Below are 21,685 nucleotides of genomic sequence, written 5' to 3'. Positions count from 1 at the left end.
ACCGTCAACGGAGAAGACCCGCTCATTCATCACCCAATCACTCGACATCCAAGATCATCCTACCTTGGTGTCGCGATGACCGTTTGACTCCGCCCTCTGAAGACCTGACGAAAGGCATGGGAAAAGAGCCGACGGCGACGTCGGCGACCGATGCACGGGGAAGGTGTCAGGTCTAAAGAGCAGGCGGCGTCACGCGGGGTGAAGTCCTCTCGTGAGTGAGGTCGGAGAAGAAGATCCAGCTACAAGGTAGGGCGGGACGGGCCGGCGAGGCCACCCATTTCGTCCTGGTGCCGTGGACTGAGGGGCGGAGTCGGCGATCGGGTGCCCGTTGAGGGAACGGTGACCTGACAACGTCACGGCCCGCGTCACTTCGCGATCTCTTGTTGGCGGTGTCTTTGATCAAACGGTCTTCGAACAGCGGGTGCGCCGTGAATTGATCTTACCTTGCGCTGGCCTTCAGTCGCTGCCAGCCCGTGACCAGGCGGGCGCCATTGTCGCGGAAGGCCACCCCGAATCGGGTGGCCGGCACCATGAGCGTCGCGGCCGTGGCGAACCCGTTCTGCTTGGGTGCAACGAGCTTGCGGTGCTCGTACTCGTAGGCATTGAGGCCTAGCCCGAGGTCGTTGCGGTGCTCGGCCAGGGTCCGTGCGAGCGTGTACGCCCCCGCCATCGCCAGGCTCGACCCGTCGCCGAACAGTGACACCGAGGAGGCGGCGTCGCCGAGCAGCCCTATGCGCCCCTGGGACCAGGTGTCGAGGCGTACCTGGCTGACGGCATCAAAGTAGAGGTCTCCGGCATCGCGTACGCGCTCGGTCAGCTCGGGGACGATCCAGCCGCCGCCGGCGTACGCCTGCTCGACGATGCGCTTGTGCTGGGCGGTGTCGCGGTAGTCGTAGCCGGGCAGGGGTTTGCTGCGCCAGATGAACGCCGCGATGCCGCCGTCGCCACGCACCGGATGGACGGAGGCGAGGCGGCCAGGCATGCCGTAGAGCAGCACGTCGGTCGTCGGATTGAGCTCGCGCTCGACGGGCAAGGTGGCCACGTAGAACCCGCGGTGCGTGACGAAGTCCGTCTCCGGTCCCCAAGCGAGCCTTCGGACCATCGAATGCTGCCCGTCGGTGCCGATGACCAGGTCGAACCGGCGCGGTGCACCTCGTTCGAAGGTGACGTTGACACCGCTACCGTCCTGGGTGAGGGCTGAGATCGAGTCGCCGTAGATCAACTCCGCGCTACCGGCCACGGCGTCGGTGATGATCGCGGCCAGGTCAGCCCGGGGTACCTCGACCTCGGTGGCCCGGTTGACCGACAGGTCGACGCGGCTCTTGCGCCGTCCCTGTGCGTCGACGAAGGCGAGGCCGGTGGTCGCCGTCGCGGCAGCACGCAGCCGGGGGAGCAGGCCCATCTCCTCGGCGATGGGGAATGCCGGTCCGCGTACGTCGACGGGGTTGCCGCTGGAGCGTTGGCCGGCGGCGCGCTCGACGATCGTCGGCGCGAATCCGTTGCGGGTGAGCCAGTACGCGAGGGTCGGGCCGGCCACGCCGGCGCCGGAGATGAGTACGGTCTTCGCGGTCATATCTTGACTGTATGACCAGATTTGAAATCTGGTCAAGTGTTAAAGTGTCGGTGTGACTGCACGCACCGATCGCGAGACGAAAATCGTCGATGTCGCTGCCGACATGCTGGTCCGGCACGGCTACCGCCGCGTCACCATCGACGACGTCGCCGGCGCCGCAGGCATCGGCAAGGGCACTGTCTACCTGCATTGGAAGACGCGCGAGGAGCTGTTCGGCGCCGTGTTCGCCCGCGAGGTACGCGGCGCGGTCGGCGACATGGTGACCGCGCTGCGCGCCGACCCCGCCGTCGCGCTGCTGCACCGTTTCGCTGCGGAGTTCTTCCTGGCGATCCTGAGCCGCCCACTGCTGTACGGCATGGTGATCGGCGACGTGCAGATGTGGGGCAAGCTCGTCGGCTCCGAGGCCGGCTACGACGGGGGCCGGCACAACACGGTAATGGCGTCCTATGTGAACGTTCTGGCCGCACGAGGGTTGGTACGTGCGGATCTGGCGACGCCAGAGCTGACCTACGCCTTCCAGTCCGTGTTCGAGGGCTTCATCTACGCCGAGCGCACGGTCGGTTCAACCGGTACGCGTGACGAGCGGGCGCGGTTGCTTTCGGCCACGGTCGAATCGGCGTTCTCCCGGCCAGGGACTCCCGACGCCGCGCTCGCCGATGAGGTTGCCGCGCTGCTATCCGGCCTCGTCTGATCCGCACGCGAATCCCCCAACGGACAGCACCTTCTGCGCTCACGGCCAGATGCCTGGCCGTGACCTACGCAGTCTCATAGCGGGTGTCCGTGCTCGTTTCTCAGTCACCGCGGGGTGAAGAGCGAAGACTGACAGTCCCGATCCAGCGCGTGCCGACAACGGTTCACGCCATGGGTAGGCGTACATGTTGGCCACCGTAGAGTCGCCGGAGTGAAGCTGATAATCGTTGCTCACCTCCCCGGCGGCACCATGCCGCTCGCCATACTGCCGGCGGACCGCGTCGACCTGCCGCTGTCTGCCGGCGGTGCGGACATCCGGCGAGAGCAAAGTCTCTACTTCACGCCGGCTCGCGGACTGCGGACGACGCCGTGATGACGGTTGACTGGGGTCGACTCGGGCACGCGTACGGCCAGGCGACCGATACCCCGGCCCATTTGGACGCGCTGGAGTTCGGCGACGCCGAGGCCCGGGCCGCCGCGCTGGACCACCTCGACATCGCGGTGCTGCATCAGGGTTTCCCCGAGACGGCGACCGCGCCGGCCGTCCGGGCCGTGACCGCGATGCTCGCCGAGGGGCGGGCCCACCCGGACAGCGTCGAAGGGCTCCTGGAGTTCCTCGGCGATGCCGCACTGAGCGTGACCCACCTCGCTGACGATCGCTACTTCGCCGAGATACTGCCGGACCTCGCCGACGCCGTGGCGCAGGCGTACCCGGTGGTGCTTCCGCTGCTCACGGCATCCCCGCCGGACCGGGCCCTGTTCCGCGCGGAGAATCTGGTGGCGATTGCGCAGATGCCGTCCCTGGCGGACCGGCGGGAGGAACTGGCTGTTGTCGTCCTGGAGTGGTCGGAGCGAGGCACCGGGTTCCAGGCGGAGTGGATGGGCTGCCTCGGCCGGCTCGGTGTCGACCTCCGCGACCGGCTCACCGATCCGGACCCGGGGATCCGGCTCCGGGCCGCGTTGGCCCACGAGGATGATCCGCGGTGCCGGGAGCTGATTTTGGCAGCGCTGGCGGAGGTGCCGCCCCCGGGCCTGCATCAATTCGAGCTCGTCGCCGCGGCGATCCGCGTCGCCGCTGACTTCAACGAGATCGCTGCGGCTTCTTGCCGGGTGATCAGTCGGGACAGTTGGGCTGGCTTCGACGACGGCTGGGGCGCGTTGGTGCGCTTCGCTTTCCTCAAGCCGTACGGGAAGCGCCCGCTGACCGATCCGCAGCGTGCCCTGCTTCGGGCGCTGGTCGCGAACGACACGCTCTGGGACCCGATGAACGGAAGCTGCGGGCTCGTCTTCAAGCAGGCCGGATTACCGCACAGCCGGGGTGCGTGCCGCCGGCTCGCTGGGTGACCGCCCTTCAAGATCAGGTGTCCTGATCTGCCGCCGACCGGGCGCCACGGTACGTGACGTGTGAGCGGCAGCGTCCGGTGCGCGGTCGTGCCGACCCGGGCACTTGCCTGGCGAGCTGGCTAGTATCGTCCTTGACGTGGATGCGGCCCGCTTCTGGATGATCGTTGAACGCACCTTGGTTGACCCGTGTCGCCAGGCTGAACTGCTGACCGAGGCGCTTGCTGGCCTGAACGCCAACGACGTCTTGGGCTTTCGCCGCGAGTTCATCGCGGCCCACCGCAGGGCATACACCCGGCGGATGTGGCTCGCCGCCGCCTTGCTGCACAGCGGCCCGAACGGCGACATCGAGCTCAGCGACGACAGCTTCACCGACTTCCGTAGCTGGCTAATCAGCCGAGGACGGCACCCCTTCGAAACCGCCGTCACCGATCCAGACACGATCATCGACCTGCCGATGGACGGCTGTCATGATCTCTTCTGCCACGGCGAGACGTTCGCGGCCGTCCCCGACGAGGTCTACGAGGAGTTGAGCGGCGAGGAGGTGCCGATCGACGAGGACATCGTCGAGATGCTCGGCGAATTGCCCGACCCGCCCGTCAAGGACAGCACCGCTACTCTGCTCGCCGCCTACCCACGTCTTGCCGCCCGTCGCCGATCGCCCTGAGCGTCCATGGAATCGGTACGCCTCCGAGCAGCATCCTCATCTGGCCGATCGTGCGCGCGGTGGGCGATGCGCCATCACGCTCGGTAGCTGACCTCTGAGTTCGGACAGCATCCTGATCTGCTTGATGAGCGGATGCCTGCTGCGGTGTGACCCTCCACCGGACCAGACGTTGCTCGATCTTCCCGTACCGCCGAAGCCCATGTCGAACTCGTCCCCGGCCAAGCTCGGCTTCGCCGATCGGAGTGGCTGCCTGGGCTGCCGCTCGGCACCTACACGAGAAACTCAGGTTATGGCGTGATGGCGGCCCGCTCCCACTGGCGGGGGGCGCTGACCTTGGCCCAGCTGGTGCCGAAAGTCATCCGGCGCAGCGGTGGCGTGATGCTGCAGAGGCGAAACCAGCTACGGCTGAAGAACACGTTGACCGGGTTGCTCATCAGTCCCTGCTGGAGGGTCTTCATGGCCAGCTCGACGGCTTGGAAGCCGTACGCGCGCATCTCGGTCTCGTACCCGCCGATCGCGTCCAGGAGCGGCAGCTGGCCGCCGGCGGCCTGAGACAATTGGCGGGTGAGCAGGGCGGCGTCGCGCAGGGCAGCGTTGGCACCGTTGCCGCCGGCCGGTGGCATGCCGTGCACGGCGTCGCCGAGCACGGTGACCCGCGAGGGTGTCCAGGGTGCTGGACGGTCGGACGCCTGGAACGGGAATGCGCTCACCTCGCTTAATGGACATTGGTCGATCAGCTGACGTAGCGAGGGGTGCCACCCCGTGATCAGCCCGGCGATGTGGGCCTTCAACTGCGCGCCGTCGAGGCGTTCCGGATGCGGGGGGAGCAGGTCGTTGTGGGCGACAAATGCGCACAGCAGGTAGTCGTCCCCGGCGGGCTCGTGGCGTTCGAACACGGAGGTGAACAGGAAGTGCGGCGCGCCGGTCAGGACGAGGTTCATGCCCTGAGCCAGCCGTGCGGGCAACCAGGCTCTGGTCGTGTCGTTCAGTGGCAGTTTGAGCCCGACGCCTACCGCGCCGGTTTCTCGGCGGGTGGCGGTGGGCAGGTACTGCGCGCGCAGACGGGAGTTGATCCCGTCGGCGCCGACCAGGACGTCACCGGTGGCGGAGGTGCCGTCGGCGAAGTGGGCGGTGGGGCGACCGTCAGCAGCGAGCTCGTAGCGTTCGAATGCCTTGTTGTAGTGGACGGCGTCGTCGAGCCCGTCGAGGAGGATGCCGCGCAGCGTGTGGCGGTCGACCGGGTAAGCCCGCTCGGCGGGGTCGGGATCGTCCGGGTACATGATCGCGTCCTCGACGAGGACCAGCTCGCGCAGGTCCGTGCCTAGGAAGCCGAAGCCGCCGCCGGGCCGGCCTGCCGTGTCCACGAATGCCTGCCAGCGCTGGTCAGGCAGGCAGGCACGCAACGACCGGCTCCCCGCGGGGTTGATCGCGAGCCGATAGCGGTCCACCCGGTCGTCGCGGCGCCGTTCGCGTTCGTACACGGCGACGTTGACGCCGTGCTTGTGCAGGCCTTGGGCGAGAGCGAGGCCGCCGATGCCGCCACCGACGATGAGAACGTCAATCATGAGTCAGGCTCCGTGGTGAGAAGAGGTCGCACAGCTGGTTGACGACCGACTCGGCCGTGTCGGGACGCAGGCGGATGCCTTTGACGGTGGCGATCACCAGCTCGACACTGGCATCGACATCGAGGTCGACCGACCAGATGCGTTGCTTGATGCCTTCGTTGAAGATCGTCGCAAGTGCGTCCCGCCAGCCCTGTTCGTCATGCCTGATGTCGGCCGCCATGGACTCGTCACGGCGCGCGTGAAGATCGAGCTCGTCGAGCACGATGAACAACTCGGGCCGTTCCGCAACGGCCATGGCGATCTCGCCGAGGTGAGCCCGCAACCGGGCGGCGGGCTCCAGGTCGTTTTGCATGGTCCCCTCGAATTGGCTGGTCACGTGCTCAAGCACCGCGGCGATCAGATCGGCCTTGGTCCGGAAGTAGTGGTGCAGGGTGGAGTGGTCGATGCCCGCGGCCACGGCGATCGGTCGCAGCCGGAACCCCTCGAAGCCTCGCTCGGCGATCGCAGAGAACGCCGCATGGACAAGCGCCTGCCGGCGGTCGAGCTGTTCAGTCATCCCCGATCTCCCCCCAACCAAGTGGTTGGTTGATAGCCAAGCATCCGCGAGGCGGACTGTCAACCAAGTGGTTGGTGGGTATCCGCCAGCTTCTGTCGATGAACGCCGCTGGCACGAATCCGTCAGCGGTCGCCCGCGACCCGTCCGCCGACACCAACGTCTGGGGGTGCCCCACGCATGGCCCATCGGATGCGCGAAGGCGGCGAGACGGGCAGCATCGCCACCTTGGTCTGCCACGCCGCTGACACCTACCGCCACACCTACAACGACGATGAAAGCGCTGCTGCATATGATCGGCCAGTGAGCGCCCCCATCACACTCAAGGTTGCCGCAACGCCGACCGCTCCCGCTCTCGTCCTTCGCCCCTGGCGCATGGAAGACGTTGTCGCGCTGGTTGAGCTGTACCGGGATCCCGATCTGCGCCGTTGGACGAGCTCTCCGATGGAGAGCGAGGCCGACGGACTGCGGTGGGTGCGGGCTCAGGAGCGGGGTTGGGCAGCGGGTGATCGGTTCGGTTTCGCCGTCCTTGAAGCGGCCCCTGGGGCGGCGCCGCTGCGGTTGGTGGGCAACGTGGTGCTCAAGGAAGTCGCATCCGGCAAGCCCTCCGCCGAGGTCGGCTACTGGACGGCAGCACGAGCGCGCGGGCGAGGCGTGGCTTCCCGCGCCCTGGAGATTCTCACCGTTTGGTCCCTCGACACCTTCCGGACCGATGGCCTGGAAAGTCTCGAACTTCTCCATCAGGTGGACAACCTGGCATCCTGCCGCGTCGCGGAGAAGAGCGGCTACGAGTTCGACAGGATCCTGCCGTCGGCGCCGCCCTCCTACCCTCTTGATGGTCATCTGCACATACGGCGCGCAGCTGCCTGACCCCGTCTCGTCCCGTCCTGGCGTTGGCCATTCCCTGCCTCGGGAGAGGCGGTCAGCGCCCGCTCGTCCGGGTCGCTCACCGGGGTAAGCCCGATGTTGCACGCCTCGGACACGAGCAGAGCCACCAGGCTGACCAGCAGCCCGTCCATCCGCGTGGGCCGGGCGGACACGTGCTTGAAGGCATCGAGGAACCCGGTCCAGGAGTGCGCCTCGAACAACAGGTCCGGCAGGTCGATCCTGGGGAGCATCGCCTCCGTGGTCGCCTTCAGGCAGGTCAGCGACTCCGGCTCGCCGACCCCACCGAGCTTGTCCACGCTCAACCGGGCTGGTCGCCGAGGGCGCGGTGGGTCTGCTGGGGGCGAGCAACCACCGGGCGTGGCGGGTGGAGCGGGCCCGCGCGCTGGCCGCCGCGGCCGGCCTGCCCGGGTACGAGGTGCTCCAGTACCACCACACCTACCTGGGGCGCCACACCGACCTGCCCAGCGAGCTGGACCCGGACGGCGATCCCGGCTCGCTCGGTGGTGACGTGGCCAGCTACCTGCGGGCCGAGCCGGGGCTGACCCTGGTCGCGTACTCGCCGCTGGTGAAGGGCGGCTACACCCGGGCGGACAAGCCGTTGGGCCCGGAGTACGACCTGCCGAGTGCGCCGGGGCGGCTGGCCGCGCTGCGGGAGGTGGCCGCCGAGACGGGGGCGACGGTCAACCAGGTGGTGCTGGCCTGGCTGATGGGCGGCGAGACGCCGGCGATCCCGCTGGTCGGCGCCTCCTCGGTGGCTCAGCTCGACGAGAGCCTGGAAGCGGTGGAGCTGGAGCTGACCGCCGCGCAGCGGGAACGGTTGCAGGCTCTCCCTCCGAGCAGCCCGACGTGAGCGGCACAACCGACCTCGGGACCAGGGCGGAGGCTCCGCTGCGTTCAGCAGGGATGGGCCCGGGCGTTGGTCGTGGACCTCAGCCCGGGCGCCGACGCCGACGTCAGGTCAAAGCGATGTAGAGCCGCTTGCCGGCGGGGCGGTAGCCGACGCGTTCGTACACCCGCCACGAGTCCTCGCCGGAGGCCTCCAACCAGGCGATCTCCGCGCCGCCGGCGAACAGCCGCTCCGTTATCCCGGCGGTGATCGCGCCTGCGAGTCCCCGTCGGCGGTATGGCGTGCGGACGGCGATGCCGCCCACCTCACTCACCGTGCCGTTCGGCGGAACCGCCTGGCCGCCCCCAGCGCAGGTGGTGTCCTCGGCGACGGCCATGACAGCGACGCCGCCGCTGGACTGCAGGCGTCGAAGCCGCGCGATGTCCTCTTCGGCGGCCACCGGCTCGCCACCGAATGCCTCGTTTTGTGCGCTGACCAAAGCGGCGCGCTGGTCCCCGGTGGCCGGTTCACGGAGGTGAAAGCCGTCGGGCGTGGGCGGTGCCTTCACCGTCTCGGGCAGGCAGACCAGGTAGTCATGCCGCGCCTCCACCGTGAAACCGGCGGCGAGCAGAAGTGCTTCGAGGGTGGGCGCACAACTGGTGACGTATTCCAAGCGGGGTGTGCGGTCGGCCTCGCGGAAGGCCGCCACCAGGGCGGCGACGTCGGCCACGGTGATCGGGGCGCCCGGGCGCGGCGTTGCGTAATTGATGTTGGGACTGGTGGTGCTGGGATCCAGCCCGATCACGAAGGGCCCGACCACGATGGGCGTGGGCCGGCTGGACAGGTTGGCGACGACGGACTGCTGGATGCGGGCATCCATGGTCAACGTGAACCTCTAGACATGGGGAAGAAGCGTTCGTGGGCGGAGAAAGCGTTGGACCGCCCGAACGGTGATCTAGCCTGCGCGGCGGTCATCCGGTCGCGCGGCAGACTCCGAGGCGGTCGCTTGGCGCATCCAGATCACAGGCTTCATCCCCTCATCCACCATGTCCACGCCCAGCGCGTGGGTGCCACGAAGATTGCCAAGACGATCTCGGTGCTGTCAACCGCAATCACGACGATGATCAACAGGTTGCTCATCGCCGGCCTGGCCCTGCTCCCGCTCGCCCCGACGATCCACAGCCGCCGCCCCTGTACCCGCTGACCCCGCCACGGGCGCGACGGCCGCCGGGGCCGTCGCGCCGGCCCTACCCGGCCAAGTCCAGTCGCCAGTCGTTGGAGCGCATCAGGTGACCGGGCTGGTACTCGAAGTCGGTCTCGCCGAGCAGAGTGAACCCGGCCTTGCGGCAGACCGCGTTCGAGGCCGGGTTGTCCACCGACGGGTACGCGTGCGCCCACCGGTGCCGGCCCTGGGTGTGGGCCTCGGCCACCACGGCGCGGACCGCCTCGGTGGCCAGGCCCCGCCCCTGGTGCTGGGGGAGGATCGCCCAGCCCATCTCGGAGACCGGCTCGTCGTGCCAAACACGTTCCCAGTAGCCGACGCTGCCGACCTTCACCCCGTCGGGCAGCGCCACCGTGAACATGCAGCCGTTGCCGGTGCCGCCGAAGTGCACGTACCGCTCGTGCCGGGCGCGCACCTGCTCGCCGGTCTCCGGGCCGCCGGTGTGGTGCCGGACCTCCGGCGCGTTGAGGCGGCGCAGCAGGTCCAGGTCGTCCTCGTCCCACGGCGCGATGCGCACCTCGGTCATCCGTCTCCCCCGTCCGTCGTGGGCGTCCGTTCAAGCAACCGCCACCGACGGTGCGGGGTCACGGTGCCTCGAACATTTAACGAATCGGATGAACGGGTCGAGGTCGAGCCGCGGGTCGGCGGCCGGTTCCGGATCTGGCACACCGACGGCCGGGGGGCGGGACGGCGTTCACCCTCGTAGACGAGCGGTTGGAGGAGCTGGCGGCGGCGATGCCGCAACCTCCCCGGTTGCTCATCCGGAGGGGCGGGAGGGCGTCGCGGACGCTACAGCTGATGACGTGAACGAATCAGGGGGTGGAGGCGCCGACCGACCGTTCCTGCTTCAGGCAGGTCGCGGCGGAGCAGGCCCGACGTACGGGCTGTTCCCGCTGCGCCGGGTCGGCGGCCGGTGGACGTGGGAGGGCGACGGAGCGGACCTCACCTGCCACGACACACTGGCCCAGCCGTTCCCGCACACCGAGGCGTTCAACCCGGCGGACGGCCTGCCCGACCAGCCCGACGAGGACGACTACGACTCGGTGGAGGCGTTCAACGAGGCCGAGGACGGCTGGTGGGAGCGGCACGACAACATCGTCTTCGACCCGGCGCACTCGGTCGGCCTGCTCTACCTGTGTCACCTGGGGTGCGCGCTGCGGGAGGCGCTGGTCGTCACCGGCCCGGCCCGCGGCACGATGTGGGCCGACGACACCGCCGAGGGCGGCGGCTTCCGGCCGCTGCACGACGACGGCCCACCGCTGGGCTTCGCGCGGTGGTACCAGTCAGCAGAGACAACCGGGTGTCGATGCCACGATCGAAGCGAAGGCGGGCCAGCAGCCGGTGACCCGCCAATTACGGTGGCCCTCAACACTTGATCAGTCTACTTAGGACGAACACAATGGCCGGATGAGCAAAAGAATCATGGGTCGATGTCTCGTCCTCACCCTCACCGCCGTCGGCGGAACCGTCTGGCTCTCCTCGCCCGCCCAGGCCGAGATCACCACGGACCAGCCAGCCACCAGCACCGCGGTGGCCGTGACGACCACCCAGCCGACGTCCGACCAGACCCTCCAGCCCGGGTACGCCGAGGCCCTGGACATCGCGGTGGAGCGGGCCTACGCGAGCCCGACCGAGTACTCGATGCCCTATGTGGAAGACGACCAGCTCATCGTACCGGTGTCACAGACCGCGTCGGCGGAGACGATCGCCACCGCGTCGGCCGACATGCCCGTCACGCCGGCGTCGAGCGAGACGATCACCGACGACCCGAACACCCCCAGCACGGATCTCGACAAGGGCACGCTCACGACCACCACGACGAGCACCACCACGAGCACGAAGAGTGGGATCTTCGGGCCGATGGGGGCCGAGGTCATCATCGAGCCGATGGTGGAGCGGGTGCCCTTCACGATGGACCAGCTGACCGGCGCCCAGGACGAGGTGCTCACCCTCACCGCCGACCAGCTGGCCGGCGCGGCCAACCTGCGCACGGCCGCGATCGACCCGGTGAACAACCGGGTCGTCATCAAGGCCGCCACGGTGACGCAGGAGATGCGCGAGGCGCTGGCCGCGCGATACGGCGCCAGCCGGGTCGCTCTTCAGTTGGTGCCCGGGATGACGGTGCCGTCGCCGAAGCTCGGGCGGCAGTGGGACACCGCACCGTACTACGGCGGCGCGTACTTCTACACCTCGGTCAACACATGCTCGACCGCCTTCGCCTGGACCCATCAGGGCGCGCACTACATGCTCACAGCCGGCCACTGCACCGCGCTGAACGGAAAGGCGTACAACCGGGACCGGACCCTCGGCACGGTCTCAGCCGACAACTGGAACAACACCACCGGTTCGGTGAAGGTCAACGGCAAGGACTACTACTCGGGCGACGCGTCCACCATCAAGCTGACGGAGACCTCCTACGGCCGCATCTACAAGGGGTCGTCCACGTCGACCAGCGCGCGGGCGGTCACCAGTCGGGAAACCGGGCGCTCCTGGTTCGGGGACACCTACTGCGTCGGCGGTCAGGTCACCGGCGAGATGTGCGGCTTCAAGGTGTACGGCACGTTCATGAGCGTGCGATACAAGGACGGCGAGGTCCTGCGCAACGCCACGGAGGGCTACCGCTACGGCAAGTGCACCCTGGGCGGTGACTCGGGGGCGCCGATCTACAACATCAAGAGCGACGGTACGGTCAGGGCCCGGGGCATCCTCAGCGGCGGCAGCACCAACACCAGCGGTCACTGCTGGGACTACTTCACCGACACCTACCTGGCCGAGGCGGCCCTGCCGGGCATCGTCAAGCTCGGCAGCTAGGCACCGACGGGCGGGCCGCGCTCTGCGGCCCGCCTCGCCGCCGATCCGGTACCCGACCGCGGTGCCTCCCCAGCCCGCCGCCGGTACGCCGGATGCACGACCCTTGAGAATCAGCGGTGCACGGCCCACAGCAGGTTGTGCCGCTCCGCGATCGAGCGGCGCACAATGCGCGAGAGCAAGGGCGCTCGGGACTGTAGGCCATCCCAGGCCGAGCCGGGTCGATCCTCGAACCCACGGGTCTAGTGACGGCCTTCTGTGCGGTCACTGGGGACCACTCGCCATGCGACGACGGCCGAGACGACGACGATGACCGCGGCGGCGATCGACACGGCTTGCATGGCGTGGACGAACGCCTCCCGGGCCGCGACGAGCAGTTCGGAATCCGGCGGGAGGGCCGCCGCCGCTGAGGCGAGTGAGTCGCGCACGGCCGCCTCGGTGTCAGCAGGTACGCCCGTGGGCAGCACGATGTTGCCGCGGTAGACGATGGTCAGCATCGTGCCCAGCAAGGCGATGCCGAGCGCGACGCCCAACTCGTAGGCGGTTTCCGAGATGGCCGACGCCGCCCCGGCCCGCTTGGATGGTACGGACGACACGACTGCGTCGGTGGTCAGGGTCAGGGCCAGCCCGACTCCGAGCCCCACCGGCACGAGGGCCAGTGCCAGCCATCCGTAGTTGTCCGCTCCCGCGACCAGGGCGAGCAGCGCCAGGCCCAGCGAGGTCAGGGCGAGTCCGGCGGCCAGCGCGCGGCCGCGCCCGTACCGGCTGACGGCGAGGCTGGCGATGCCGACGACCACGATCGAGGCGATGGTGGCGGGCAGCTCACCGAGCCCTGCCCGCAGCGGGCTGTACCCGCGGACGAGTTGAAGGTACTGCGAGAAGAAGAACAGCAGTCCACTGAACGCGAAGATCGCGATGAAGTTGGTCGTGACGGCCCCGCTGAACGCCGGCCGCCGGAACAGGGTCACGTCGATGAGTGGAGCGGTGAGTCGGCTCTGACGGCGTACGAACACCACCCCGGACACCACGGCGACCACGGCAGCAACGACCTGGACGGCGCCGATGCCATGGGTCGCCGTCTGCTTGACCGCGTAGACCAGCGGGATGATCGCGAGCATCGACAGCAGCGCGGAGGGCAGGTCGAAACGGCCCGGAGCGGGATCGCGCGACTCCGGGATCAGGAAGAATCCCGCGACGATCAGGACCACCATCACCGGCACGTTGATCAGGAACACCGAGCCCCACCAGAAGTGCGAGAGCAACACGCCGCCGACCAGTGGACCGATCGCGGCCCCACCGCCGGCGCCCGCGGACCAGACGGCGATCGCCGAGGTGCGTTGCCGCGGGTCGGTGAAGATGTTGCGGATGATCGACAGCGTCGATGGCATGAGGGTCGCCCCGGCAACGCCGAGCAGCAGCCGAGCCGCGATCAGCGTGCCAGCGTTCGGGGCCAGCGCTGCCAGCACCGATGCGGCGCCGAAGGCCGCCGACCCCGTCAGCAGCAGCTTCTTGCGTCCGATCCGGTCCGCGAGGGTTCCCATCGTCACCAGCAGGCCAGCCAGCGCGAACGAGTACACGTCACCGATCCACAGCAGTTCGGTCGCGCTCGGACCGAGGTCCCGCGACAACGCGGGCACCGCCAGGGACAGCACGGTTGCGTCGACCGCCAGCAACACCACGGCGAGCACCAGCACACCCAGCGCCGCCCACTGCCGGGACGTAGCCCGCCGCGTCGTGACATCGCGTAGCTGATCGTTCCACATGAACAGCTAACCTACCGGCCAGACGGTTGGTTAGTCAGGTGAAGCCGGGTATGATCAGTCACAGAAGGGAGGGCGAATGCCCGGACCACAGCGCGATGCCACCCGCACCCGACGCACGTTGCTGACCACCGCGGCCCGCATGCTCGCCCGACACGGCACGGGTGTGAGCCTGGACCTCATCGCCCGCGAAGCGGGCGCCTCCAAGGGCGGATTGCTCCACCACTTCCCGTCCCGCGAGACGCTGCTGCTCGACCTCGTCACGCACCAGTTCGAAGAGTTCGACACAGCTCTCGCCCGGGCGGCCGACCCCACCGACACCGCACCCGGCAGCTTCGCGCGCGCATGGATACGCGCCACCTTCGACGACCTCTCCGACCAGCGAATCGCCCACGAGCGCGCTACCCTGGTCGGACTCCTCGGCACCGTTCCCGAGGCGGTGCACCGCACCCAGGCGGAGGGTAAGCGCTGGGACGAGCGCTTCGCCCGGGACGGCCTCGACGCCCAACGCGTCACACTCATCCTACGGGGGTGCGACGGTGTGTTGACAGCGTCGCTCTACGGGCAGCGCCTCAGCCCGCAGGAGATCGCCGACACCCGTGACCTGCTGCTTGCCCTCACCCGTGACACCGGCCCGATCGTGGAGACCTGCACCACGACCGACAGCTGAGACGGCGCACCGCGCCGGGGCACGCTGCGCCTGCTTCGGGGCCACCCAGCGGCCGCTTGGCCGGCGCCACATCGTCCGCAACGGCATCCTGCTGGCGAGCGTCGCCGCCGCACTCGTGGGCGTGGCCCTCGCGCCGGCGTACCCGCTGCCGCCGCCCGGCGGGGGGGGAACCCGGATACCGGCCAGGACCGGGACGAACTGAGGGCCGTCCCCATGCCCGACGGTGGCCGGCCTCGCACGCGACCGGACCGGGTCCTGGCCGATAGGCCTACAGCTCCAAGGCCAACCGGCAGCACCTGGCCGGCAGGGGCATCGCCGCGACCATCCCGATCGAGGTCGACCAGGCCGCGAGCCGCCGAAAGAAGGGCTCCAAGGGCGGCCGGCCATCGACCTTCGACCCGCACATCTACCGGCAGCGCCACGCGGTCGAGTGCGGGATCAGCCAGCTCAAACGCAACCGGGCCCTGTCCACCCGGTACGGCAAACTTTCCGGACCAGGGCGAACAGTGGCAGTTCGGGTGGTGCCGGCGTGGACGATGCTCGTGCTGCCGGCGGTGGTGCTCGCGCTGGTGCTGCTCCGGCTGCGACGGGCCCGGCGGACCCCGGCCTGATCGGCGCGGGGGCGCGGCCCAGAATGATCCCCGTGACGTATCGGTGGGACGGGATCACGCGAAGCGAATCGCTGTCGGAGTGGGCGGCGACGGCCCGGCACGAGCTGGCCGACCGGGCCCGCGCGTACGACTGGGCCGCGGTGTTCGACCTGCTGGGCGAGCCGAGGTACGCGGAGTGGGCCAACGCCGCCCGTCCCGGTGGCCGCTCCTGGTACGCCCCGTTGCACCAGGCCGCGTACGGCGGCGCGCCCGTCGAGGTCGCCCGGCGCCTCATCGAGGTGGGCGCCTGGCGGGCCCTACGCACCGCCGACGGGGAACGGCCGGTGGACATCGCCCGGCGCCAGGGACACCACCACCTGCGGGAGCCGCTGGAACCGCCCCGGCTGGTCGACGTGCCCGACGACGAACTGCGCCGGGTCCAGGAGCACTTCCACGGCTTGATCTGCCACCGGGCCGGCAAGCTGGTCGACGAGCACCGGCTGCGGCTGCCGGAGCTGGAGGTGCTGCTGGAGACGCCCGGCGGCGGCTCGGGCTTCTCCGTTCCCGGCATGTACGGCGGCTTCAGCTTCACCCTGGCCGTCGAGGACGGTCGGGCGCGCCTGACGACGGAGAGCTGGTCGCGGGTGGTCGGCGGGTCGGGGCAGCGGCACGAGATCACCGTGGGCGGCGTCGACCTGGTCGCGGAGGGCTTCGTCTGACGGGCCGCCATTCTCCGGGGGTGGCGTCAGGAGTCCCTTGTAGACCTTTGAGTCGAACAGGACGTGAGCCCTCAGAAGCGGGGCTTGGGGACCTGCCGGTTGAAGCGCGGCGACAACGCCAGCGCCAGGGCCTCCTCGTCGGCCTGCGGGTTGTCGCTCTCCCGCCAGCGGACGATGCACCGGCGGAGCCAGCTCGCGATGTCGCTCGCCGACGCCACCGGCCCGGAGCGGTCGAGCAGCTGGCCGACCTGGTCGTGCAGCACGGACGAGGCTCGATTGCCGGTCAGGTGCTGGCGCAGCTGGTCCCGCAGGTTCCCGGTCTGCCCCACGTAGATGACCGTGTCCCCCGCGACGACCACGTGCACGCCGGCCGCGCGGGGTGCGTCCGCGACGACATCCATCGTGTACGGGCGGGTGACGGTGAAGCCCGCCAGCAGGTCCTCATGGGTGGTGTCGGTCATCCCTTGACGCTACCGATCGGGGGCCCTGTCCGGCAGCCCGCCCCGATACGACCCCCGCTCTGGCCGTTCTCGAAATCCGGGTACGCACGGTCAAGCCGCCGGCTGGCCGGCTCCACAACGGACAATTAGCTGCGCGCCATAGTGACCACGCGATCGCGACCGGGGGAAGCCGTTGAAGGCCAACGAGACGACCGTCCGCAGTCTGCTGCAGGGTGAGCACCAGTAGGTCGTACCGCTGTACCAACGCCGCTACAGCTGGAAGCGACGTGACCTCGCGCAGCTCTGGTCGGATCTGATGCGAATCAGCCAATCCGGGGGAAACGCTTCGCACTTCCTCGGGTCGGTGGGTCTGGCACCGAGCCCGACGAACACCCCGGACGGCGGGGTGCCGCTGCCCCGCGCGGCCGGTGAGGCCGGGGTGGCGGCAGCGGACCCCATTCATTTCGCGGGAATGCCGAGTCGTCTGAGCGCCTTCTCCGCCTCCCCGAGACCCAGCTCCTCGAAGATCGCCAACGCCGCCAGCCACGCCGACTCGGCATCGCCGCTCGACTCGGCCGACAGGTGGCAGTCGCCGAGGTGCAGGAGCACGTCCCCGCACCCCGGACGGTCCCCGATCTCCTCAAACAGACGGTAAGCGCGGTCGAAGCTGGCCAATGCCCGTACGTGCTCGCCGAGCTGCAGGTAGGTGACGCCCAGGCTGTCGTGAGTGGCCGCCTCGCCCCGGCGGTCGCCGAGATCGCACAGGAGCGTCAAGCGCGTTCACCAACGCGGACACCCTCGCCATGACGTCCCACGGCCGCAAGCAGGAAACAGATCTTGTTCAACGCGTTTGCCAGGCCGGTCTGGTGCCCGGCTCGTTCGTAGAACGCGACGCTCCGCTCAGCGTGGTCGAGAGCCAGATCCGGGCGGCCGTCCTGCTCGTATGCATCGGACAGGTCCAGCTCCAAATGACCGAGCGTCGCCGGATCGTCGAACTCGGTGAAGAGCTCGATCGCGCGCCGGAGGGCAGCCAGCGCGGCGTCCGGACGCCTCAGCCAGGCGAGCGCGCGCCCGTACCCGCGTTGGCTGTGCGCGACACCGAGCCGATCGCGGGACCGCTCGGCTGCACGCAGCGCCTTCTCCTGCACCTCGGCCCAGTCCTGCCAGTGACCCGCCCGGTCCTGGTAGGTGGTCAGCGCCCAGCCGAGCTGCCACCGATACGGGTCGGTGGCGATGTCGATAATCGCCAGCAGCACGGGATACTCGACCTCGAACCACGCGAGCGCATCCCGATGATCGGCCAACAGCTCCTCGGTCGCACCGGGAGCGAGCGCGATGCGGTCCCGGCGCGGCGCGAGCAGCAGCGAGCCCTTCACAGCGGCATGCAGGTAGTGCCCGAACATGCGCTGCAATGCCGACGCCTGCTCCATCTCGCTCTCCGAGGCGCGGACCAGCTCGTGCGCGTACGCCCGGAGCAGGTCATGGAAGCGGAACCGACCGGGCGACGGCTCCTCCAGAAGGTGCGCACCCGCGAGTTCGCGCAGGCGCCGACGCCCGACCGCCATCGGCATGCCGGTGAGAGAAGCGGCGGCGGCCACTGAGATCTCGGGGCCTGGATGCAGCGCAAGCAGCCGGAACATCCTGGCACTCGCCTCGCCGAGGTTCAGGTAGGAGTATGCGAACGCCTCGCGAACGTCGGCAGCTCGGTCGTCGACCTCCAATGCGGACAGCACGGCGTGCGCGCCACGTAGCTCCGCGGCGAGTGCGGCGAGCAGGAACCCGGGGTGCGCCGCGGCCCGCGCGGCGACAACGGCGAGCGCGAGTGGCAGCCTCCCGCACCGCTCAATGATCTCCGCTGCCGCCTGCCCCTCAGCGGCGACCCGCTGCGTGCCGAGGCGAGACGCCAGGAACACGTGCGCCTCGTCCACGGCCAAGACATCGAGGTTGAGCAGGTGCGCGCCCTCGGCCGCCGCAAGCCCGGCGAGCTGATCGCGGCTGGTCACCAGCACCATGCTGCCCGGTGCGGCAGGAAGGATCGGCCGCACCTGCTCGGCGTCGCGAGCGTTGTCGAGCACGATCAGCATCCGCCGCCCGGCCATCAGGCTGCGATAGCGGGCCACCTGGGCATGCGGGGTCGTCGCCATGCGCTCGCTCGGTTGCAGCGCCTCCAGGAACAGCCGCACCACCTCACCTGAGCTCATGACAGGCCGGGCGGGGTCGAAGCCGCGCAGGTCGACGTAGAGTTGACCGTCGGAGAACGACTCCTTGACCGCGTGTGCCCAGTGGACGGCCAACGCCGACTTGCCAACACCCGCCATGCCCGAGATCGCGCAGATCAACGGCGTGGCGCCGGTCCAGCCGGCCAGCAGCCCGTCCAAGCCGGCGAGCTTGCCGGCACGGCCCGAAAACCCCCGCGGCGCGAGCGGAAGCTGTTCCAGGACTTGCGCCGCCGAATCGGCTGTTACACCCAGCAGCTCCCGATAGAGCCTTTCCAGTTCGGGGGCCGGGTCGACGCCGAGATCCTCGCGCAACCTGCGGCGCATCGCATGGTATGCGGCGAGCGCAGCAGCCCGCTGCCCGGTGCCGACCAACGCCGCCATCAGGCGCAGGCCCACGGCCTCGTCCAAGGGATCGGCCTCGGCGAGCGGGCGCAGCACCGTCAGCGTCTCGTCGTGCGGTGCGCCCGCGTCGGCATACTCGATGATGCAGGCACGCTTCTCGCGGCCGAGTGCGATCAGGGCCGGATGTGCCTGCAGCGCGGGCAGGTCGGCCAGCGGCTCGCCGCGCCACATCGCGACGGCCTCCCGATAACGCCGCACGGCTTCCTCCCGCTCACCACACGCCATCAGCCTGCGGGCACGCGCCAGGATCTGCCGGAAGGTCAGCAGGTCCAGTTGGTCCACGGTTACGTCCAGCAGATAGCCGCCACCGGCCGCGACGACCTGCACCGGGTATGCGCCCAGCCGAGCCCGCAGCCGGGAGACGTGACTCTGCAGGAGCTGCGCCGCGTTCGGCGTACCCCACAAAAGGTCGACGAGCTGATCCCGAGGCACCGGAACGCCAGGTGACAGCGCAAGCAGGGCAAGCAGTTCGCGCCGCTTGGGCGAGCCGAGGTCGACCATGGCCGGTCCAGCGGCGATCTGAAGTGGCCCGAGCAGTTGTATCCGGATGTCCTGCGGGTTGTGGGAGTCGTCGCGGGCAAAGCGGATCAGGTCCGTCGTCTCCATCGTCGACAGGCCGAGCGCCGCGGCCAGGCGGCGAAGCGTGGCCGGCCGGGGCCAGAGCACCCGCCCCTGCTCCACATCGCGCAGCCCGGCGAGGCTGATGTCGGCGCGAGCCGCGAGCGCCGCCTGGCTGAGCCCGGCACTCCGACGTCGCCCACGGATGTAGTTGCTCAATGGGGACGGACCGCCCTGCGCATCGCCCGCCATCGTGCCCGCTCCCGTACCCAAACCGTACCGCGTTGATCTCACCGGGCCCGCCGTTAGGGCCACTGGCCCTCGGCCACCCGTCGGCGATCCGTCGACTATATGACAGCGGCAAACAGGAGCCTTGGGTGATCAGGCCCTTTCGTGAATCGGAGACGACATGAGAAAGATGAGCGGGCGGTGGTTGCGCCTGGCTGGCATCGGTCTGGCGACCGCTGCCGTGCTGGCGCTGACCGTCGGGTTCGGCGGCGAGCGCGAAGTGCAGTACGACGCGCAGCCCGAATCGGTTGCACACAGCAAGGAGATGTACTACTTCAGCAGCGTCGACAGCATGGTCGCCACCTCGCACCTGGTCGTCTACGGCACCGTGAGCGCGGTCGGCGAAGGCCGCTTCACGGGCGCCGATGAAGACGGATCCACCACCAGCCAGATCCGCCTGCGCAACGTGACGATCGCCATCTCCGACGTGCTGCACAACCCCAAGTTGAAGCCCATTCCGCCGAGCATCACGCTCGAGGAGGAAGGCTGGGATTCGCAGGGCCGCGGCTACATCGTCAACGGCGTCGCGTGGAGCGAGGTCGGCGACACCGGCTACTTTTTCCTGCAGCACTCGTTCGGCACCAACACCTACTCACTGACCAGCTCGGATGGTCGCGTGCTCAGCAAGGACGGCGCGCTGGTCCCGAGCAACATCGAGCGTGAACTGGCCGGCCAGATCACTACGACCCAGCCCGACATGTTCGTCCTCGACGTCTACAAAGCAAGCCAGGACTACGCCTCCGGATTGCTCGGCTCGTCGGACACCGTCGGCTCGCAGCCCGATTCCACGGAAGGAGCAGGCGCATGAGGCGCACCATCATCGCCGTCGCCACCGCGATCCTGACGATCGCCGTCGCGGCGTCACCTGCGGCAGCCAGCCACGGCAACAAGGCCAACGCGGGCCCGCCGGACAACGCCCAGCAGGACGTCCAGACGAACAAGTTGACCACCGGCGGGACGGCGGCCTACTCGCACGGCCGGGCGCAGCTGGACCGGACCGCCATCACTATGAGCACCGGTGGCTCCGACCTGCACGTCTACGACGCAAGCTATGAGGCGTCCTGGTACGGGCAGACCACGTGCACGGATCGCAACTGGATCAACTGGAAGTGCGACCACATGGACATCAAGTTCAACACCCGGAGGATGAGCGGGGCGAGTACCTCCAAGTGGCAGAGCCTGGGGTGCCACGAGTTCGGGCACTCGGGCGGGCTCGGCCACCGCTGGCACAGCACGGACACCAACGACAACTCGTGCATGCAGGAGGATATCTGGCCCAGGTACCTCGACACCCATGACATCGATGCTGTCAACCAGCTCTTCTAGGCGTCTGGCCGTCGGCGTGCCAGCGGCGGTCGTTCTCGTCGCCGTCGGGGGCTGGCTGCTCCGGCCGGAGAGCCTGCCGACGGAGTGGCCCGACAAGGCGAGCTTCTGCGCCCAGGCGAAAACGTTCGAGGTGGCCAACCAGGACCACCTCACCGGCGAGGAACGCCTCGCGGCGGCACGGGCCATGGAGCAGTCCTCGCCCGAGGCGCTGCGGGACGAGCTGCGTGTACTCGTCGACGATCTGGTCCCCGAGTCCGAGCCGCACTCGCACGTCTCCGCCGAAGAGTTTCAGGAGATCACCGTCAAGGTGGGCGAGTTCGTGGAACGCGCCTGCGGGGTCAACCTCCCCAGCATCCGCACCTGAGCAGCGGGTGGCTCGGGACTCCCGGGCCACCCGCCGTTCAACCGGCGCCGTCGAGCGGCGCGTCGAACTCGTACCGCTCGATCTGGTCACTTCAATGTTTCTCAAGGGGTGCTACGTCCCGCCCACGGCCCCGGCGTTGTTCGGGAGTGTCCGGTTTGATCATGGTTTGTTAGATGCCGTAGACGGCGAAGACGTCGCTGCGGTCGTGTAGGTCGC

The 21,685-nt window shown here is 69.1% G+C and carries 24 protein-coding genes and 1 pseudogene; 15 read left to right on the top strand and 10 right to left on the bottom strand.

The window, feature by feature from the left end:
* Window positions 1–439 precede the first annotated feature (439 nt).
* Complete coding sequence (locus ABZ807_RS30600; protein WP_357165685.1) at window positions 440–1,573, bottom strand: FAD-dependent monooxygenase; 1,134 nt, start codon at window positions 1,571–1,573, stop codon at window positions 440–442.
* Between the two features lie 52 nt (window positions 1,574–1,625).
* On the opposite strand from ABZ807_RS30600, the gene ABZ807_RS30595 reads away from it, so the two are divergent.
* The 4 genes from ABZ807_RS30595 (at window position 1,626) to ABZ807_RS30580 (ending at window position 4,271) form a co-directional block, all read left to right on the top strand.
* Entirely contained in the window at window positions 1,626–2,264 is a 639-nt protein-coding gene (locus tag ABZ807_RS30595; protein ID WP_357165682.1) for a helix-turn-helix domain-containing protein, read from the top strand.
* A gap of 210 nt (window positions 2,265–2,474) precedes the next feature.
* Window positions 2,475–2,636 (top strand): hypothetical protein, encoded by a 162-nt coding sequence (locus ABZ807_RS30590; protein ID WP_357165679.1) that lies wholly within the window; start codon window positions 2,475–2,477, stop codon window positions 2,634–2,636.
* Entirely contained in the window at window positions 2,636–3,607 is a 972-nt protein-coding gene (locus ABZ807_RS30585) for a hypothetical protein (protein ID WP_357165676.1), read from the top strand. Before ABZ807_RS30590 ends, ABZ807_RS30585 begins: the two co-directional genes overlap by 1 nt.
* A gap of 136 nt (window positions 3,608–3,743) precedes the next feature.
* A complete protein-coding gene (locus tag ABZ807_RS30580) occupies window positions 3,744–4,271 on the top strand; it encodes a DUF4240 domain-containing protein (protein WP_357165673.1) in 528 nt (175 codons plus the stop codon).
* A 287-nt stretch (window positions 4,272–4,558) separates the two neighbouring features.
* Here the strand turns inward: ABZ807_RS30580 and ABZ807_RS30575 are convergent, their stop codons facing one another.
* The gene (locus tag ABZ807_RS30575) at window positions 4,559–5,836 is read right to left on the bottom strand and encodes an FAD-dependent monooxygenase (protein WP_357165670.1); all 1,278 of its coding nucleotides are present in this window, start codon (window positions 5,834–5,836) and stop codon (window positions 4,559–4,561) included.
* Entirely contained in the window at window positions 5,829–6,392 is a 564-nt protein-coding gene (locus ABZ807_RS30570; RefSeq protein WP_357165667.1) for a TetR/AcrR family transcriptional regulator, read from the bottom strand. The genes ABZ807_RS30575 and ABZ807_RS30570 overlap by 8 nt, the downstream gene beginning before the upstream one ends.
* A gap of 177 nt (window positions 6,393–6,569) precedes the next feature.
* Here ABZ807_RS30570 and ABZ807_RS30565 point away from each other — a divergent pair, with 177 nt between their 5' ends.
* Window positions 6,570–7,259 carry a GNAT family N-acetyltransferase gene (locus tag ABZ807_RS30565; protein WP_357165664.1) on the top strand — a complete coding sequence of 230 codons (690 nt, stop codon included), beginning with the start codon at window positions 6,570–6,572 and terminating at the stop codon, window positions 7,257–7,259.
* Here ABZ807_RS30565 and ABZ807_RS30560 read toward each other — a convergent pair.
* The gene (locus ABZ807_RS30560) at window positions 7,229–7,573 is read right to left on the bottom strand and encodes a Tn3 family transposase (protein WP_357165691.1); all 345 of its coding nucleotides are present in this window, start codon (window positions 7,571–7,573) and stop codon (window positions 7,229–7,231) included. The genes ABZ807_RS30565 and ABZ807_RS30560 overlap by 31 nt on opposite strands.
* An 11-nt stretch (window positions 7,574–7,584) precedes the next feature.
* On the opposite strand from ABZ807_RS30560, the gene ABZ807_RS30555 reads away from it, so the two are divergent.
* Window positions 7,585–8,127 carry an aldo/keto reductase gene (locus tag ABZ807_RS30555; RefSeq protein WP_357165688.1) on the top strand — a complete coding sequence of 181 codons (543 nt, stop codon included), beginning with the start codon at window positions 7,585–7,587 and terminating at the stop codon, window positions 8,125–8,127.
* A 103-nt stretch (window positions 8,128–8,230) separates the two neighbouring features.
* Here the strand turns inward: ABZ807_RS30555 and ABZ807_RS30550 are convergent, their stop codons facing one another.
* Complete coding sequence (locus ABZ807_RS30550; RefSeq protein ID WP_357165661.1) at window positions 8,231–8,983, bottom strand: GNAT family N-acetyltransferase; 753 nt, start codon at window positions 8,981–8,983, stop codon at window positions 8,231–8,233.
* Window positions 8,984–9,166: 183 nt separating this feature from the next.
* Here ABZ807_RS30550 and ABZ807_RS30545 point away from each other — a divergent pair, with 183 nt between their 5' ends.
* A complete protein-coding gene (locus tag ABZ807_RS30545; RefSeq protein WP_357165658.1) occupies window positions 9,167–9,307 on the top strand; it encodes a hypothetical protein in 141 nt (46 codons plus the stop codon).
* Between the two features lie 43 nt (window positions 9,308–9,350).
* Here ABZ807_RS30545 and ABZ807_RS30540 read toward each other — a convergent pair whose 3' ends face one another.
* On the bottom strand, window positions 9,351–9,851 hold the full coding sequence (locus tag ABZ807_RS30540; protein WP_357165655.1) for a GNAT family N-acetyltransferase: 501 nt from the start codon (window positions 9,849–9,851) through the stop codon (window positions 9,351–9,353).
* Window positions 9,852–10,128: 277 nt separating this feature from the next.
* On the opposite strand from ABZ807_RS30540, the gene ABZ807_RS30535 reads away from it, so the two are divergent.
* A complete protein-coding gene (locus ABZ807_RS30535; RefSeq protein WP_357165652.1) occupies window positions 10,129–10,701 on the top strand; it encodes a hypothetical protein in 573 nt (190 codons plus the stop codon).
* A 31-nt stretch (window positions 10,702–10,732) separates the two neighbouring features.
* On the top strand, window positions 10,733–12,136 hold the full coding sequence (locus tag ABZ807_RS30530) for a S1 family peptidase (RefSeq protein ID WP_357165649.1): 1,404 nt from the start codon (window positions 10,733–10,735) through the stop codon (window positions 12,134–12,136).
* A gap of 239 nt (window positions 12,137–12,375) precedes the next feature.
* Here ABZ807_RS30530 and ABZ807_RS30525 read toward each other — a convergent pair whose 3' ends face one another.
* Entirely contained in the window at window positions 12,376–13,896 is a 1,521-nt protein-coding gene (locus tag ABZ807_RS30525; RefSeq protein ID WP_357165646.1) for an MFS transporter, read from the bottom strand.
* A 76-nt stretch (window positions 13,897–13,972) separates the two neighbouring features.
* Here ABZ807_RS30525 and ABZ807_RS30520 point away from each other — a divergent pair, with 76 nt between their 5' ends.
* From ABZ807_RS30520 to ABZ807_RS30510, 3 genes and pseudogenes are all read left to right on the top strand, one after another.
* Window positions 13,973–14,563: a TetR/AcrR family transcriptional regulator gene (locus ABZ807_RS30520; protein ID WP_357165643.1), complete on the top strand. Its 591-nt coding sequence runs from the start codon at window positions 13,973–13,975 to the stop codon at window positions 14,561–14,563.
* A 225-nt stretch (window positions 14,564–14,788) separates the two neighbouring features.
* Window positions 14,789–15,054, top strand: a pseudogene (locus ABZ807_RS30515) (transposase); the annotation flags it as partial.
* 152 nt (window positions 15,055–15,206) lie between these two features.
* A complete protein-coding gene (locus tag ABZ807_RS30510; protein WP_357165640.1) occupies window positions 15,207–15,872 on the top strand; it encodes an ankyrin repeat domain-containing protein in 666 nt (221 codons plus the stop codon).
* Window positions 15,873–15,943: 71 nt separating this feature from the next.
* Here ABZ807_RS30510 and ABZ807_RS30505 read toward each other — a convergent pair whose 3' ends face one another.
* The 3 genes from ABZ807_RS30505 to ABZ807_RS30495 all read right to left on the bottom strand — a co-directional run bounded on the left by ABZ807_RS30505 (window position 15,944) and on the right by ABZ807_RS30495 (window position 19,743).
* Window positions 15,944–16,333: a GIY-YIG nuclease family protein gene (locus tag ABZ807_RS30505; RefSeq protein WP_357165637.1), complete on the bottom strand. Its 390-nt coding sequence runs from the start codon at window positions 16,331–16,333 to the stop codon at window positions 15,944–15,946.
* Between the two features lie 438 nt (window positions 16,334–16,771).
* Window positions 16,772–17,086 (bottom strand): tetratricopeptide repeat protein, encoded by a 315-nt coding sequence (locus ABZ807_RS30500; protein WP_357165634.1) that lies wholly within the window; start codon window positions 17,084–17,086, stop codon window positions 16,772–16,774.
* Window positions 17,083–19,743, bottom strand: coding sequence for a BTAD domain-containing putative transcriptional regulator (locus ABZ807_RS30495; RefSeq protein WP_357165631.1), 2,661 nt, complete (start codon window positions 19,741–19,743; stop codon window positions 17,083–17,085). Before ABZ807_RS30495 ends, ABZ807_RS30500 begins: the two co-directional genes overlap by 4 nt.
* A 157-nt stretch (window positions 19,744–19,900) precedes the next feature.
* Here ABZ807_RS30495 and ABZ807_RS30490 point away from each other — a divergent pair, with 157 nt between their 5' ends.
* From ABZ807_RS30490 to ABZ807_RS30480, 3 genes are read left to right on the top strand one after another with little or no spacing between them, the layout of a single operon-like run.
* The gene (locus ABZ807_RS30490; protein WP_357165628.1) at window positions 19,901–20,587 is read left to right on the top strand and encodes a hypothetical protein; all 687 of its coding nucleotides are present in this window, start codon (window positions 19,901–19,903) and stop codon (window positions 20,585–20,587) included.
* Window positions 20,584–21,105, top strand: a complete 522-nt coding sequence (locus tag ABZ807_RS30485) for a hypothetical protein (RefSeq protein WP_357165625.1) — start codon at window positions 20,584–20,586, stop codon at window positions 21,103–21,105. Before ABZ807_RS30490 ends, ABZ807_RS30485 begins: the two co-directional genes overlap by 4 nt.
* A 16-nt stretch (window positions 21,106–21,121) precedes the next feature.
* Window positions 21,122–21,469: a hypothetical protein gene (locus ABZ807_RS30480; RefSeq protein ID WP_357165622.1), complete on the top strand. Its 348-nt coding sequence runs from the start codon at window positions 21,122–21,124 to the stop codon at window positions 21,467–21,469.
* Window positions 21,470–21,685: the final 216 nt, after the last annotated feature.

The organism is Micromonospora sp. NPDC047548 (assembly GCF_040642975.1).
Classification (GTDB): Bacteria; Actinomycetota; Actinomycetes; order Mycobacteriales; family Micromonosporaceae; genus Micromonospora.
The sequence above is the reverse complement of the archived record's forward strand: the minus strand, read 5'-3'. Positions and strand labels throughout refer to the sequence as shown.